The organism is Streptomyces sp. NPDC051567, assembly GCF_044454165.1.
Taxonomy (GTDB): Bacteria; Actinomycetota; Actinomycetes; order Streptomycetales; family Streptomycetaceae; genus Streptomyces.
The window spans coordinates 230,463-244,684 of record NZ_JBITDK010000004.1 but is presented as its reverse complement, the minus strand read 5'-3'; the positions used below and the strand labels follow the sequence as shown (position 1 = coordinate 244,684).

General features: G+C 72.4%; 9 protein-coding genes. 5 read left to right on the top strand and 4 right to left on the bottom strand.

Annotated features, from left to right (window positions below; translation table 11 throughout):
• From ACIA5F_RS07030 to ACIA5F_RS07015, 4 genes are read right to left on the bottom strand one after another with little or no spacing between them, the layout of a single operon-like run.
• Positions 1–405, bottom strand: coding sequence for a nuclear transport factor 2 family protein (locus ACIA5F_RS07030; protein WP_399349993.1), 405 nt, complete (start codon positions 403–405; stop codon positions 1–3).
• Positions 405–3,680, bottom strand: coding sequence for an amino acid adenylation domain-containing protein (locus tag ACIA5F_RS07025; RefSeq protein ID WP_399349991.1), 3,276 nt, complete (start codon positions 3,678–3,680; stop codon positions 405–407). Before ACIA5F_RS07025 ends, ACIA5F_RS07030 begins: the two co-directional genes overlap by 1 nt.
• Positions 3,677–7,810, bottom strand: coding sequence for an amino acid adenylation domain-containing protein (locus ACIA5F_RS07020; protein ID WP_399349989.1), 4,134 nt, complete (start codon positions 7,808–7,810; stop codon positions 3,677–3,679). The genes ACIA5F_RS07025 and ACIA5F_RS07020 overlap by 4 nt, the downstream gene beginning before the upstream one ends.
• Positions 7,811–7,812: 2 nt before the next feature.
• Entirely contained in the window at positions 7,813–9,552 is a 1,740-nt protein-coding gene (locus ACIA5F_RS07015) for a condensation domain-containing protein (protein ID WP_399349987.1), read from the bottom strand.
• Between the two features lie 491 nt (positions 9,553–10,043).
• On the opposite strand from ACIA5F_RS07015, the gene ACIA5F_RS07010 reads away from it, so the two are divergent.
• The 5 genes from ACIA5F_RS07010 to ACIA5F_RS06990 are packed head-to-tail and all read left to right on the top strand — an operon-like array spanning position 10,044 to position 14,217.
• Entirely contained in the window at positions 10,044–11,591 is a 1,548-nt protein-coding gene (locus ACIA5F_RS07010; RefSeq protein WP_399349985.1) for an AMP-binding protein, read from the top strand.
• Positions 11,588–11,851 carry an acyl carrier protein gene (locus ACIA5F_RS07005; RefSeq protein WP_399349983.1) on the top strand — a complete coding sequence of 88 codons (264 nt, stop codon included), beginning with the start codon at positions 11,588–11,590 and terminating at the stop codon, positions 11,849–11,851. Before ACIA5F_RS07010 ends, ACIA5F_RS07005 begins: the two co-directional genes overlap by 4 nt.
• Before the next feature lie 2 nt (positions 11,852–11,853).
• Positions 11,854–12,948 carry an anthranilate phosphoribosyltransferase gene (locus ACIA5F_RS07000; protein WP_399349981.1) on the top strand — a complete coding sequence of 365 codons (1,095 nt, stop codon included), beginning with the start codon at positions 11,854–11,856 and terminating at the stop codon, positions 12,946–12,948.
• Positions 12,945–13,805: a tryptophan synthase subunit alpha gene (trpA, locus tag ACIA5F_RS06995; protein WP_399349979.1), complete on the top strand. Its 861-nt coding sequence runs from the start codon at positions 12,945–12,947 to the stop codon at positions 13,803–13,805. The genes ACIA5F_RS07000 and trpA overlap by 4 nt, the downstream gene beginning before the upstream one ends.
• Positions 13,806–13,842: 37 nt before the next feature.
• Positions 13,843–14,217 carry an ectoine synthase gene (locus ACIA5F_RS06990; protein ID WP_399349977.1) on the top strand — a complete coding sequence of 125 codons (375 nt, stop codon included), beginning with the start codon at positions 13,843–13,845 and terminating at the stop codon, positions 14,215–14,217.
• Positions 14,218–14,222 lie beyond the last annotated feature (5 nt).

Below are 14,222 nucleotides of genomic sequence, written 5' to 3'. Positions count from 1 at the left end.
TCAGACCGCCGGGACGTGGAAGAAGGTGTCCCGCGAGGAGATGAGCCCCTGCGGCGTCGTGCGGAAGAAGTCCGCGAACCGCAGCTCGACCTGACGGCCGTCGTGCAGCACACCGCGGAACAGCCCGTGCACCGCCGTTTCGTCACCGGCCGAGACCACCGTGGCCAGGGTGTGGACGCCCGAGCGGATCACCCGCTGGTCGCGGTAGAAGCGCTCCAGTTCGCCGTGCCCGGTCATCGGCGGGTAGCCGGGCCGGTGGTAGCGCGCGTCCGGGGTGAACAGGGAGACCAGCGCGGGGACGTCCCCGGAGTCGACGGTCCGGTAGTAGCGCCGGACGAGGGAGGCCCCCGCCGTCGCCGGGGCGCCGTCGGGGTGAGGGACGGCGGGAGGGACGGGGTGGGGCATTACGAGACACTTCCTGTGGTCACTGTCGGCGGTACGGGCGGTACGGGCGGTACGGGCGGTACGGGCGGTACGGGCGGTACGGTCGGTACGGGCGGTACGGTCCGCCGGGAGAGGCCCGGGACCGCCGCGGTGTCCGGGGCGCTGTCGAGCGCCGCGGCCAGACGCGCCGGTGTGGGGGCCTGGAACAGGGCGCCCAGGGTGAGTTCACGGCCGAACCTCACCCGCACCCGGTTGACCAGGCGGGTGGCGAGCAGGGAGGTGCCGCCCAGCGCGAAGAAACCGTCGTGGACGCCGACCGCGGACCGGCCCAGCACCTCGGCGAAGAGCGCGCACAGGGCCTCCTCCACCGGGGTCCCGGTCCCCGGCGCGGACGGCGGCGGCGCGAGGTCCGGCAGGGGCAGCGCGGCCCGGTCGATCTTCCCGTTGCGGGTCAGGGGGAAACCGCCGAGCACGACGATCGCCGAGGGCACCATGTAGTCGGGCAGCGCCGCCACGGCGTGCTCCCGCAGCGAGGCCACGTCCAGGTCCTGGTCCCCGGCCGGTACGACGTAGCCGGTCAGACGCTTGTCGCCCGAGCCCGAGCCCGAGCCCGAGCCCGAGCCCGGGGCTGGGGCGTCCGGGTGGGCCACCACGGTCGCCTGGGCGACACCGGGATGCCGGGCGAGCACCGCCTCGATCTCGCCCAGCTCGATACGGAAGCCGTGCAGCTTGACCTGTTCGTCGGCGCGGCCGAGGAACTCCAGCTCGCCGCCGGAGTTCCACCGCACCACGTCGTCGGTGCGGTACATCCGCTCACCCGGTGCGCCGAACGGGCACGGCACGAACTGGCCGGCCGTCAGCCGGGGGTTGCCCAGGTAGCCGCGCGCCACACCGGGACCGGCGATGTACAGCACCCCCGCCACTCCCGGCGGCACCGGTGACAGCGCCTGGTCCAGTACGTACACCCGCCGGTTGTCCATCGGCCGGCCGATGGGCACGACCTCGGGCACGGCCCGGCCGGGTTCCAGCACCGTGCGGGTGGTGAAGGTGGCGGATTCGGTCGGGCCGTACCCGGCGACCACCACGGTGTCCGGGCAGTGCGCGTGGACCCGCCGTACCGCGTCGGCCGGGACGATGTCACCGCCGGTCCACACCTGGTCCACCTGTGCCAGCGAGCCGGGGGACTCCTCGGCGAACACCCGGAACAGCCCGGCCGTCAGCCACAGCGCGCTGACCCGGTGGTCGACGACGAGCCGGTGCCGGGTCGCGAGGTCCAGCTCGCCGGGCGGGGCCATGACCACCTGGCCCCCGTTGAGCAGCGGCACCCACCACTCGTAGGTGGAGGCGTCGAAGGCGTGCGGGGAGTGCGCGAGGACCCGGGGGCCGCTCCCGCCCCGCCAGCACCGTTGCGAGGTCATGCTGAGGACGTTGCGGTGGCTCAGGGCCACACCCTTCGGCGTGCCCGTGGACCCCGAGGTGTACAGGACACAGGCCAGGTGGTCCGGACGCAGCGCTACGACGGGGTCGGTGGCCGGTTCCCCGTCGAGCCCGGGGTCGGCGTCGACGACGATCACCGGTGTGCCGTGGGCCAGTTCGTGGTCCTGGGTGGCCCGGTGCGTGAGCAGCACCCGGGCCCGCGTTCCGGCCATGACCAGACGCAGGCGGGCCACCGGGGAGCGGGTGTCCAGCGGCACGTAGCAGCCGCCCGCCTTGCTGATCGCCAGCACCGCCACCACCACGTCGGCGGAGCGTTCCATGAGCACGGCCACCGTGCTCTCGCCGCGCACACCCCTCGCGATCAGCCGGTGGGCCAGCCGGTTGGCGCGGGCGTTCAGTTCGGCGTAGGAGAGCGTGGCGCCGCCGAGGACCACGGCGGTCGCGTCGGGTGCGCGGGCGACCTGGGCCGCGAAGGCCTGCGGCACGGTCGTGTCCGGCAACGGGTGCGCGGTGCGGTTCCTCGCCACGACCGTCAGCTGCCGCTCCTCGGGGGTGAGGACGTCCACCGCGCCGATCGGCCGGTCCGGCCCGGCGGTGAGGAGGGCGTCCAGGAAGCCCAGGAACCGCTGCTGGTGGGAGGTGAGTTCGGCGTCGGAGTAGAGCAGGGGGTTCGCGTCGAGATCGACCCGGGGGTCGGTGCCGTCGGAGCGGTCGTAGACGGAGAACGAGAGGTCCTCGACCGGCCCGTTCGACAGGTTGTGCGCGGTGGCCCGCACACCGGCGAAGTCCAGGCGGTAGTAGAAGGCCATGATGTTGACGACGGGGCCGAACAGGACCTGGTCCGAGCGGTCCGGGCCCAGCTCCCTGCGCAGGTCCTCGCTGCGGTAGCGCTGGTGCGCCCGCAGCGCGCCGATCTCTTCGGCGGCCTGCCGCACCAGCGCGGACAGACCCCGCTGCGGACGGACCCGCAGCCGCAGCGGCACCACGTTCGCCACCATGCCGGGGACGGCCCGCCCGGAGGAGTCCGCGCGCGCCGTCACCGGCATGCTGAGCACCACGTCCCGCTCGCCGCCGAGCCGGTGGAAGTAGGCGGCGACCGCCGCGATCAGGGCCGTGGGCCAGCTCGTCCCGGCCTGCTGGGCGACCTGCCGCAACGCGGCCACGGTGGGCGCGCGGAGGCTGCTCGTGCGCCGCAGGAAACGGTCCGAGGCCGGTGCCGACCGCCCGGCGAGGCTGACGGGAGCCGGCAGGCCGGCCGTCCGTTCCCGCCAGAACGCCCGGTCCAGCACCCGCTGTTCCGAGGCGCGGTAGTCCGCGTCACGAGTCAGCAGAAGACTCAGCGGACCGAAGGCGGCACCCGCGCCGTCCGCGCCCTCGGCCAGCCTGGTGTAGGTCTTGGCCACCCGCCGTGCGACGAGCGACATGCTGAAACCGTCGACCAGGACGTGGTGGACCCGCTGGTACCACAGGAAGTGGTCCGGCGCGATCCTGAGCAGGGCCTGGCAGAACAGCGGACCGCGGGTGAGGTCGACCGGTGTGGACAGGTCGGCGCGCATCCACTCCTCGGCCGCCCGCCGCGGATCGGGCGCCGAGGCGAGGTCGACCCGGTGCATCGACCAGCCGGGCGCCGGGGCGACGCTCTGCCGGGGGCCGTCGGCGCCCACGGTGAAACGGACCCGCAGCGACTCCGTCTCGTCCACCACGCGCCGCAGCGCCCGCTCGAACAGTTCCCCGTCGACCGGACCGGGGATGTCCAGGTACTCGCCGGTATTGTAGGCGAGGTTGTCCGGACGCAGGTGGTGGGCGAACCAGATGCCGGACTGCGCCGACGACAGCGGCATCCCGTGTCCCGTGCTCATCGGATGTCCTCCAGGGCTGCCGACAGCGCCTTCGCGAAGGACGCGACGTGCGGCGGCGACAGCATGTCGTGATGGTTGCCGGGCACCTCGACGACGCTCAGCGTCCCCTCGGTGCGCTCTCGCCACAGCGCGGGAACCACCACCGGGTCGGCGAGCGTGGGATGGGCCTCGGTGCTCGTGAACAGGTGGACGGGCGTACGGAGCCGCGCCGTCGGGCGGTAGCGCGGGACGGCGTCACCGTTGGCGGCGAAGACCCGCACCATGCGCCGCATCTGGTCGGTGCGCACCCGCGCGGGGAGCCGTTCCCGCGCGTGCGCGTCGCTGAGCAGCAGCGACAGGACGTCCTGCTCATCGAGGTCACCGAGGTCACCGAGGCCGCCGAGGCCGCCGAGGTCACCGGCGTCCCGCGCCGGCAGCCCGGAGGCGATCGCGAACCGGGCGGCCCCGCTCACGTCGCGGCCGGCCGCCCCGCTCATGGAGCCGGGCGCCCCGACGTCGATGATCCCGAGGAACGCCGGCGGGCGCCCCTGCGCCTCCAGCAGGCGGGCCATCTCGAAGGCGACCAGCCCGCCGAAGGACCAGCCCGCCAGCAGACAGGGGCCCTCGGGCAGCACGGCCCGCACCTCCCGCAGGTAGCGCTCCGCCTGCTCTTCGACGGTGGCCAGCGGCTGGTCGTCGGTGTTGTAGCCGACGGCTTCGAGGGCGTACACGGGCCGGTCCGCCGTGAGGTGTCCGGCCAGCGGGAGGTAGCAGCACACGTCACCGCTCTGCGGGTGCACCAGGATCAGCGGAGCCTTGCGCCGGTCACCCTCCACCAGGGGGACCACCGGCTGCCGCAGCGCGGCCGACGCGGTGGGCAGCTCCGCGCACAGGCCCTCGACGGTGGGATGACGGAACACGGTGTTGAGCGGTGCGGTGACACCCAGCTCCCGCCGGACCGCCTCCATGAGCTGGACCGCCCTGAGCGAATGCCCGCCCAGCTCGAAGAAGTTGTCCCGCACACCGACCCGCCGGACGCCCAGTACGCGCTCCCAGATCCCGGTCATCCGCAGCTCCAGCAGGTCCCGGGGCGGCAGCGCGGACACCTCGGGACCGCGGCGGACGGGAGCGGGCAGGGCCCCGCGGTCCACCTTTCCGTTGCTGGTCAACGGGATGCCGTCGAGCACGGTCAACGTCGTGGGCACCATGAACTCGGGCAGGGTCTCGCGCAGGAAGTGTCGCAGGGCCACCGGATCACCGGGCCGTTCCCGCCACACCACGTAACCGGCCAGCTCGGTGTCGGTCCCGCTGCCCAGCACCGTCACCGCGGCCCGCGCGACCTCGGGGTGCGCGCACAGCGCGGTCTCGATCTCGCCCAGTTCGATGCGGTATCCCCGGATCTTCACCTGCTCGTCGGTCCGGCCGAGGAAGACGAGGCTGCCGTCCGGCAGGTACCGGGCCAGGTCACCGGTGCGGTACAGCCGCCGGCCGTCGCCGCCGAACGGGTCGGGCACGAACCGCTCGGCGGTCAGCCCCGGCCGGTCGGCGTACCCCCGGGTGACACCGACGCCACCGATGTGGATCTCACCCGGCACCCCGACCGGAACCGGAGCCCCGGCCTCGTCCAGGAGGTAGACCCGGAGGTTGCCGAGCGGGCGGCCGATGGGCAGGGACCCGCCCGGCCGGTCCAGGTCCCGTACGGCGTCCACCCGGTGGGTGACACAGCCGACGGACGCCTCGGTGGGGCCGTACCCGTTCCACAGGGTGGAGACCACGCGGAGCAGACGCCGGGCCAGCCGGGGCTGGAGCGGCTCACCCACACAGATCGCCTGGAACCGGCCGCCTTCCCACCCGTTGTCGAGCAGCAGGAGCCAGGTGGCCGGTGTGGCCATGAGCGTGGTGACGCCGAACGCGCGCATCATCTCCACGAGCCGCGGCCCGTCGACCGCGACCTCCGACGGGGCGATCACCACGCTCGCACCCCGGGCCAGGGGCATGAACACCTGGGGGACGAGGACGTCGAAGGAGATCGAGGCCACCGAGGCGACGACGTCGCAGCTGTCGAGGGCCAGCTGCCGGCCGCGGACCACCAGGTAGTTGACCACGCCCTCGTGCGGGACCAGCACGGCCTTGGGCAGGCCGGTGGAGCCGGAGGTGTAGATCGAGTACGCGAGGCCGGCCGGTGTCGCGCGGGCCGGCAGCGGGTCCTGGGACCGGGCCGCGATCAGGTCCGCCTCGGTGTCCGTCCACACGATGGTGGCGTCGTTCTCCGGCAGCCGGCCGGCCAGCGAACTCCGGGTGACCAGCAGCGGCACGGAGGCGTCGGCGAGCATGAACGACAGGCGCCGGGACGGCAGTTCCGGGTCCAGCGGCAGGTAGGCGGCGCCGGACTTGAGTACGGCCAGCAGCGCCACGACCAGCTCCACCGAGCGCGGCAGACACACGCCGACCAGGAGATCCGGCCCCGCGCCCCGCTCGCGCAGGTGCCGGGCCAGCCGGTTGGCGTCCTCGTCGAGCTGCTGGTACGTCAGCCGCTCGGTACCGCAGCGGACCGCCACCGCGTCGGGGGTCGTCCGGGCCTGGCGTTCGATCAGCTCGTGCACGCACAGGTCGGAGGGAACGGGCGCCTCGGTGGCGTTGGCCTCCACCAGGAGCTGTTCGCGCTCGGCGTCGGTGAGCAGGTCCACCCGCGAGACGGGGCGGCCGGGGTCGGCCGCCACCCCGTCCAGCAGCCGCAGGTAGTGGCCGGTCAGGCGCTCCACGCCCGCACGGTCGAACAGGTCGGTGTCGAAGGCGACGGTACCGGTCGCCCCCGTCGGGCCCTCGGCCATCACCAGGCTGAGATCGACCTTGGCCGTGCCGTTGTCGAGGGGGACCTGTTCGACCTCCAGCCCCGGCAGCCGCAGCGCGGCGACGGTGTCGGACAGGCCCGAGAACAGCACCTGGAACAGCGGGTTGCGGTCGAGACCGCGCTCCGGCCGCAGTTCCTGCACCAGCCGCTCGAAGGGCACGTCCTGGTGGGCGTAGGCGTCCACCGAGGTCCGGCGGACCCGGCCGAGGAGGTCGGCGAAGCTGGGATCGCCCGACAGGTCGGTCCGGATGACCAGGGTGTTGATGAACGAACCCACCAGCGGGTCGAGTTCCGGACGGGTCCGGCCCGCGACCGGTGTGCCGACCGCCACGTCGCTCTGTCCGCTGTAGCGGGAGAGCAACGCCTGGAACGCGGCGAGGAACGTCATGAACAGCGTCGCGCCGTGCCGCTGCCCCACCAGCCGCAGCCGTTCGACCAGTTCCCCGGGCACCGTGAACGTGGTCCGCTCGCCCCGGCCCGAGCGGACCGGGCCGCGCGGCCGGTCCGTCGGCAGTTCCAGCGGGGGCACACCGGAGAGCCGGTCCTCCCAGTACTCCAGCTGGCTCCGCAGGAGCTCACCGGTGAGCCGGCCGCGCTGCCAGTGGGCGAAGTCCGCGTACTGGATCGGCAAGGGGGGCAGCTCGGGCTCCCGCCCCTCCAGCCCGCTCCGGTAGAGCGCCGCCAGGTCGTCCCACAGCAGCGGCATCGACCAGCCGTCGACCGCGATGTGGTGGACGACCACGACCAGGAAGTGGTCGTCCTCGCCGACCTGGAGCAGCGACGCGCGCAGCAGCGGGGCGGCGGTCAGGTCGAAGGGGCGCCGGATCTCGGCGTGGGCGAGCGCGAGGGCCCGCCCGGTCCTGCGCCCGGCCGGCCCGTCCCGCAGGTCCGTCGTGGTGAGTGCGAGGGGCCGGGCCGGTGAGACCAGGGGTCCGGGCCGTCCGTCCCGCTCGGGGAAGACCGTGCGCAGCACTTCGTGCCGGCGTATCAGCCCCGAGAGGGCGTGGCCGAGGACGGCCACGTCCAGCGGGCCGCGCAGCCGGAAGACCTCGTGGACGTTGTACATCGCGGGGCCGTCGAAGAGCCGCTCGATCAGCCACATGCGTTCCTGGGTGAACGACGCGACCTGCGGGCCCTCGGGGCGGGGCGGCACGGAAGGTCCCGCGCCGCCCTCGGCGGCCTTCTTCCGGGCCGCGCGCACGCGCTGGTCGAGCAGGGCCCGGGTACCGGCCGGTACGGAGCCGGCCCGCGCGGTGTCGGCCTGTGCGTCCGGCCGGGGCCGAGGGTGCTGCGCGTCCATGGTCACAGCCCCTTTCCGGTGGGGAGCGGAGCCGCTCCGGCGGGAAGCGCGGGTGCTCCGGCGGGTGGCGGCGCCGTTTCGGAGGGGGCGCCGTCGAGGTCGTGCAGCAGCGCCGCGTCGATGGCGTCCGCCAGCTCCGTGACGCTGGGGTGGTAGAACAGCAGGGCGACCGGCAGTTCGAGGTCGAGCGCCCGGCCGAGCCGGGACATGACCTTCGAGGCGAGCAGCGAATGCCCGCCCAGCTCGAAGAAGTCGTCGTGCACGCCGCCCGGGGCGACGCCGAGGACCTCGGACCAGACGTCGAGGACGAGGAGCTCGGTCTCGGTGGAGGGCGCGCCGCCGCGCCCGTCCGGCCCGGCGCCGGGCGACGCGGCCGGACCGGAGGGGTCCACCCGTGGGCCGAGCGACGGTTCCCACGCCGATAGCGGCTCCCCGGGAGCGCCGACGAGGTGATCGAGGAGCGACCGGTAGTCCTGGGCGAGCCGCCGCATCGTGTCGCGGTCGAACAGGTCGGTGGCGTAGCGGACGACCCCGGTGAAGTGGTCACCGCGGTCCGTCAGGGAGACCTCGACGTCGAACTTCACCACGGTGTACGGGACCTGATGGGCGCTCACCTCAAGGCCCGGCAGGTCCGCCGGGAGCGCGGGCACCTCGTCCATCTGGAACATGACCGTGAACAGCGGGTGCCGGCCGAGGTCGCGTTCGGGCCGCACCTCCTCCACCAGCCGGTCGAACGGGACGTCCTGGTGGGCGTAGGCGTCCACCGCGCACCGGCGCACCCGGCCGAGCACCTCGGCGAAGCCGGGGTCGCCCGACAGGTCGGTGCGCAGGACGAGCGTGTTGACGAAGAACCCGATCAGCGGCTCCACCTCGATCCGGTTCCGCCCGGAGATCGGTGTCCCCACCGGCACGTCGGGCTGCCCCGAACAGCGCGCCATCAGCACCTGGAAAGCGGCCAGCAACGTCATGAACGGCGTCACCTCGTGGGCGCTCCCCAGGGCCCGTATCCGGTCCGTGAACTCCGCGGGGATCTCGATCCCGACCTGGTCCCCCCGGCCCGACCACAACGCGGGGCGCGGCCGGTCCGGCGGGAACACCTCCCGGCTCCGCCCGGACAGCCGCTCCCGCCAGTGGTCGAGCTGGTCCCGCAGCGCCGCCCCGTCCTGGGCGCTCCGCTGCCAGGAGGCGAAGTCCGCGTACTGGACGGGCAGTTCCTCCAGCACGACCGGCCGGCCCTCCACGGCGGCCCGGTACGCGGCGGAGAACTCCTGCCACAGCACCGACGACGACCAGCCGTCGAAGGCGATGTGGTGGACCACCAGCAGCAGCAGGTGCTCGTCGGAGGCGACGCGGATCAGCCGGGCCCGCAGCATCGGCGCGGTCGCGAGATCGAACGGGGTGGCCGTGTCGGCGGCCACCAGCTCCCGGGCCCGCTCCTGGGCCTGTTCGAACGGCAGGTGCGTCAGATCGGTCACGGCCGGTACGAACGTCCCGGTCTCCTCCGTGATCTGGTGCGGGACGTCGTCGGTGACGACGATCCTGCTGCGCAGCACCTCGTGCCGCCGCACGACCTCGTCCAGCGCCCGTACCAGCGCCCCCTGGTCCAGCCGCCCCCGCAGACGGACCGCGACCGGGACGTTGTGGTCCGGCCGGCCCGGCCGGAGCCGGTCGAGGAACCACAGCCGTTGCTGCGCGAACGAAAGAACTGCCGGAGCGTCCACGAGCCGATCAGGGCCAGGCATGATGGATTCACCTTTCACGGCGACCGGGAACTCTTCCAGGGATACGGAAAGCCCCGCCGATTCGCCACATTGCGAGCAGTACGGCGGATGCTAGATGACGTCCGTCCCGCTCGGCAAGATCAAACAGTGAAGAAGAGGCGTCAAGAAATTTTTGTGGCCTTCGGACCGGTTCGATGGATAGCATCGCCTCGGCGCAAGGCCAACGCCCCCTGTCGCACCGCCATTTATGCGAACCTGATCCCGCATCTGATAAGGATGAGGCGTCAGTGCTGGTCAGATGCCATGCTGAAGAGGCGTGAGGGTGTGAATACGCCCTGTGCGAACGGCACTTGTCCGAATGTCCTGGTGATTTGCAGGCGTAGCCGCATGATAAATTCGTTTGCTGCCGGGGGTCGGCCGGTCAGCACTGTCATGACTGGCATGCCGGGTCGTCATGGGACCGAATGATTCAAGAGAACCCGTCGCATGAACCCGTCGCATGAACTCGGGGCATGAACTCGGAGAAGCGCAGGACGATGCAGCAGAAATTAGTTACTTCATTTGTCTCCCATGCCACGGCTCACCCGGATGATCCGGCGCTGGTCTGGCACGGGGAGGAGACGACCTACCGCGCACTCCACGAGCGGGCGGACCGGGAGCGCGCCCGGATCACCCGGCTCGCGCCGGGCGCGGACGAACCGGTCGGCATCCTGGCCGCCAAGTCGCCGTCGGCGATCGCCCTGGTGCTCGCCTGTCTGATGGAAGGGCGGCGGTTCCTGCTGCCCTCGCCGACGCTGCCCCCGGAAGTGCTGCACCGGCTGTTCGAACAGGCGGGCTGCCGGCACATCCTCTCACCGGAGAGCGGACCGCCGCTCCCGGCTCCGGCCCCGGCGGCCGGACCGGCGCAGCCGCGTCCCACCCGGCCGTCCGACGTGTCCTTCATGTTCACCACCTCCGGCTCCACCGGGCAGCCGAAGATCGTGCCGCTGAGCACGGGCGCGGTGGACCGCTTCACCGACTGGGCGGGCGAACGGTTCGGCATCCGCCGGGGCACGACGGTGCTCAACTACGCCCCGCTCAACTTCGATCTGTGTCTGCTGGACATCTGGGCCACGCTCAAGCACGGCGGCCGTGTCGTCCTGGTCGACCCGGCGTACGCCACCCGGGCCGGGCACCTGCTCGATCTCGTCGCCCGCCACGAGGTGCGGATCGTCCAGGCGGTGCCGATGTTCTTCCGGCTGCTGATCGACGCGGCGGGGCAGGACGGCCGGCCGCTCGACACGGTCGAGCACGTCATCTTCACCGGCGACACCCTGCCCGCCGGCTGTCTCGCCGAACTGCCACGGCTGTTCACCGCGGCGCGGCTCTACAACGTCTACGGCTGCACCGAGACCAACGACAGCTTCCTGCACGAGGTCGACGGCACCGAACCGGCGGGCGGGCCGGTCCCGATCGGCCGCCCGCTGCCCGGGGTCCACGCCGTGATCGTCGGCGCCGACGGCACGGTCCTGACCGGACCGGGCGCCGGTGAACTCCATGTCGCGACACCGTTCCAGACCGAGGGCTACCTCGGCCGGGAACAGGACGCGGACCGGTTCGCGGACCACCTCCACGGACAGGAGGAGGTCCGCCACTTCCGCAGCGGCGACCTCGTGCGCCGCGACCGGGACGGCCGGATCACCCTGGAAGGCCGAAACGATCACCAGGTCAAGGTCCGTGGCGCACGGGTCAACACCCACGAGGTCGAGCAGGTCCTGCTGGCCCACCGGGAAGTCGTCGAGGCGGCAGTGGTGACGGTGCCCGATCCGGTGGCGGGCCGCCTGCTCCACGCCGTGGTGCACCGCACCGCGGACAGCGGGCTGAACAGCCTGGTCCTGCGCCGGCACTGCGCCGAGCGGCTTCCCCCCGCGGCGATCCCCTCGGTCCTGCGGATCGTGGACGACCCGCTGCCGAGGACGTCCACCGGAAAGATCAACCACATGCTCCTCGAAAGCTCTCATCCCCGCCCCAGCCGGACGGGCCCGCGCCCGGCACGGCCGAACGAAGGAACGCTGACGTGAAACACACCGCGGTCGTGAAGCAGTTCATCATCGACGAGTTCCTGCCGGACGTCAGCGTAACCGAACTGGCTTCCGACTACGATCTTGTGGACGGCGGGGTCATCGACAGCCTCGGCCTGCTCAAGACGATGGCATGGCTGGAGGACCGGTTCGACCTGCGCGCCGAGGAACTCGAACTCGCCCCGGACAGTTTCCGCTCCGTCGACGCGATCAGCGGCTTCATCGAGCGCGCCCACGGGCTCCGGCCGGAGTCCGACTAGTCATGCACGAAGTGCTCAGCGCGCTGCTCGCCCGGGACCGCTCCGCCGACCAGCAGATGTGGCGGTCCTTCTGGGACCGGTTGCGGGACGGCGGTCTCCAGCGCGGCGAGACGGTGGCGCTGCTGGCCTCCCTGTCCACCCGCATGCCCGACCAGGACACGCTGAGCGGGTTGCTCCGTTCGCTCGACGAGCGCCGCCCGCCCGTCACCGTGCGGCTGGACGACACCGTCAACATCGTCGGTACCGGCGGCGGGCCGAGGACGTTCAACATCTCCACGGCGGCGGCGTTCACCGCCGCCGCGATGGGTGTCCGCGTGGTCAAGACGGGCTCCCGCGCCTATACGAGCACCTGCGGTTCCTTCGACCTGCTCGACCTGCTCGGCATCGAGCTGACCAGCTCCTACGAGCAGACCGACGCCGTGCTGGAACGTTTCGGCATCGCCTTCCCCGGGCACTTCGTGTACCCCCGCGAGGTGATGTCGCTGGCCAAGAGCATCCTTCCGATGGACCTGCGGGCGCTCGGCGGGTTCATCAACACGGTCGGGCCGTTCCTGGCCGCGATGCCGGTCTCCGCCCAGCTCGTGGGCGTCTCCGACCACACGCTGCTGCCCGCGCTGCGGCACGCCGCGGCCACCGTCACCGACCGGAAGATCTGGCTGTGCGCCAATGAGCTGGGCATCGACGAACTGGTCAGCTCCGTCGACAACGTCATCCACACCAATACCGCCACCGACGCAGATACCAGCACCGGCACGGACGCCGCCGGCACCGACGCCGCCACCGGCTCCTTCCGGCTGCGGGCGGGCGCGCTCGGCCCGGCCTCCGGAACGCTCGCCGAGCTGTCGCCCGCCGGTTCCGGGGCGGCGGTGGTCGACCACTTCCTCGGGGTCCTGTCCGGGAACGGCACGGGTCTCGCGACGCGGACCGTCTGCCTGAACGCCGCCGCGCTGGCCGTCGCCGGCGGGCTCTTCGAGGAGTGGACGCAGGCGGTCGCCGCGGCGGACGACACCCTGCGCGGCGGCGCCGCCCGCGCCCTCGTCGACCGCCTGCGGGCGCGGCCGGTGGACGGCCCGGCGGGCGGGAGGGGCGCACGGTGAGCGAGTTCTTCGCGCGGCGCCCGCCGGACCGGCCCGGCCTGGCGGTCTTCCTCAACGCCGGGGACCCGCCGCTGCCCGTACTGGCCGACCTCCTGCGGATGCTCGACGACTACCGGGTCGACTGCCTGGAACTGGCGGTGCCCTTCCCCGACTCGGTCACCGACGGAGCGGTCAACCGCCGGTCGGCGCGGCGGGCGCTGGCCGACGGCACCGGGCTCGACGAGGTGCTCGGCTTCCTGGGCGCCGTCCGGCCCCGGCTGCGTCACCTGCGGGTCGCCCTGCTGGCCGACTGGAGCCACACGGTCAAGCCCCTGTCCCTGCCGGACTTCGTCCGCCGGGCGGCCGATGCGGGCGCCGACGGACTGCTCGTCCACGGCCTGCCCCCGCGCCTGCGGGCGGCCTACCGCGAAGCGGTGCGCCGGGCCGGGCTGCCCATGGTGGCCACCTGCTACGCCACCTCGTCGGCCGAGGTGAAGGCCGAGGCCGCCGAGCACGCCTCCGCGTACCTGTACCTGGTGGCCCACTACGGCCGCAGCGGCGGCGCCCTCACCACCGGCCGCGAGGAACTGGCCGCCGCGGTGGCCACGTTGAAGAAGGCGGCCACCGTACCGGTCGCCGTCGGATTCGGTGTCCGCTCGCGGGCCGACATCGACATGCTGCACGACCTCGGCGCCGACGCCGCGGTGGTGGGCAGCGCCGGGGTCGCCCGGATCGAGCACGCCCTCGCCGGACAGCGTGACGTGGTCGAGGAATTCCACTCCTTCCTCCAGACCCTTTCGCCGATCTCACCGATCTCACCGATTCCGCAGACTTCACCGATCTCACCGCGCTCGGCGTCTTCGCCGGACTCGCGGTAATCACCATGTTCATCCAACCGGGTAGGAGGTCCACCCAATGATTGTCCGACGCCTTGACGAAGTGACGACCGTGGACTGGGGCAACGGGCTCAGCCGCAGATTTCTTCTCGAATCCGACGGCATGGGCTACTCGATGACGGACACCACGGTACGCGCCGGGACCAAGTCCAAACTGGAGTACCGGCGTCACCTGGAGGCCTGTTACTGCATCAAGGGCACGGGAGAGGTGGTGGATTCCGACGGCACGTCCCACCCGATCGAACCCGGCACCTTCTACGCACTCGATCAGCACGACGCGCACTTCCTGATCGCGGGCGAAGAGGAGGACCTCCGTCTGGTGTGCGTGTTCTCGCCCGCGCTGCGCGGAGGAGAACGGCACAGCCTGGACTCGGCCGACTTCTCCCAGTACTGACAGGG